This is a genomic window from Chromobacterium sp. FG89 (genome assembly GCF_057808735.1).
Genome location: NZ_JBMDIQ010000068.1, coordinates 1 through 936 on the forward strand (window position 1 = coordinate 1; position 936 = coordinate 936).

Genomic DNA, 936 nt, shown 5'->3' on the forward strand with positions numbered 1-936 from the left:
CGAAGATGGTGAACGCGCGGGACCAGGCCTTGGTGCAGGCGGAGCGCTGGGTGAGCGCGGTGCCGCAGGAGGGCAGCGGCGGAGTGGTGACGGCGGGGTCTTCGAAGGCGCCGGGCGTGGCGGTGGAGAAGAATCCGTTGGTGGGGGGGGCGGTTGGAGTAGGTGTTGGTGGAAATAAAGTAACAATTACGTCGGCTTCATTTTTTGGGGTGCATGACAAGCCTTACTACATTGAAAATACTTTCACTGGTAATGTAAGAGTGGCAGGTGGGTTCTTAGTTAAGTTTAACCTGGATAGAGAGTTTCCTGAGTTAGGAAGTGGGCGGTTTCATATTCGCCTGAAAGCACGAGAAAAACCAACGATATATGCTCCTGGTTCGACCCCACCTGAACTAGTTTGGAGCGGGGAGGGTTTTTCTGAAGGAAGTGGTAAGTCGTTTTTTGCGTACGTTAATATGCAGAAGTTGAATGGAGTTGAGTTTACTCTTGCTGGTTTAGGTTTTTTTGATATTGCATATGCATTTTCGGTTGGTTTTGAAATTTATAAGCAGACCGAGGCTGGCGATGTTTTTATTTCCAGTTTTGAAAGTAGTAGGGATGTATATAATGAGATGTCAACTGCAAAAGCTGATGCAGTCGATATAAAAAAAGCAACATGGCTGGGTGGCCGTGTGGATGCACAAAAAATCCATTTCCAAGCCCAACCTACCTCCGCTACACGGATGTATCTATATACTCGCCCGGCTGGCAGCAATGCCGGTTGGCAGTATGTCGAAGTGCCACGCATGCAGAGTAACGGCCGGGATATGGAGGGGTGGTTCGCCCTCGACTGGTCCGGCATGGCGCGCCAAGCGTACGAATTCCGCTACGTCGCCATGGATGCCGCCGGCAAGGTGCTCAACACCCGCCAGGGCACGATGAACCTCAACGACAGCG

The 936-nt window shown here is 51.5% G+C and carries 1 protein-coding gene; it reads left to right on the forward strand.

The window, feature by feature from the left end:
* Nucleotides 1-936 (forward strand): hypothetical protein (locus ACODRW_RS24265; RefSeq protein ID WP_488906915.1); only part of this gene is annotated, 936 nt, incomplete at both ends.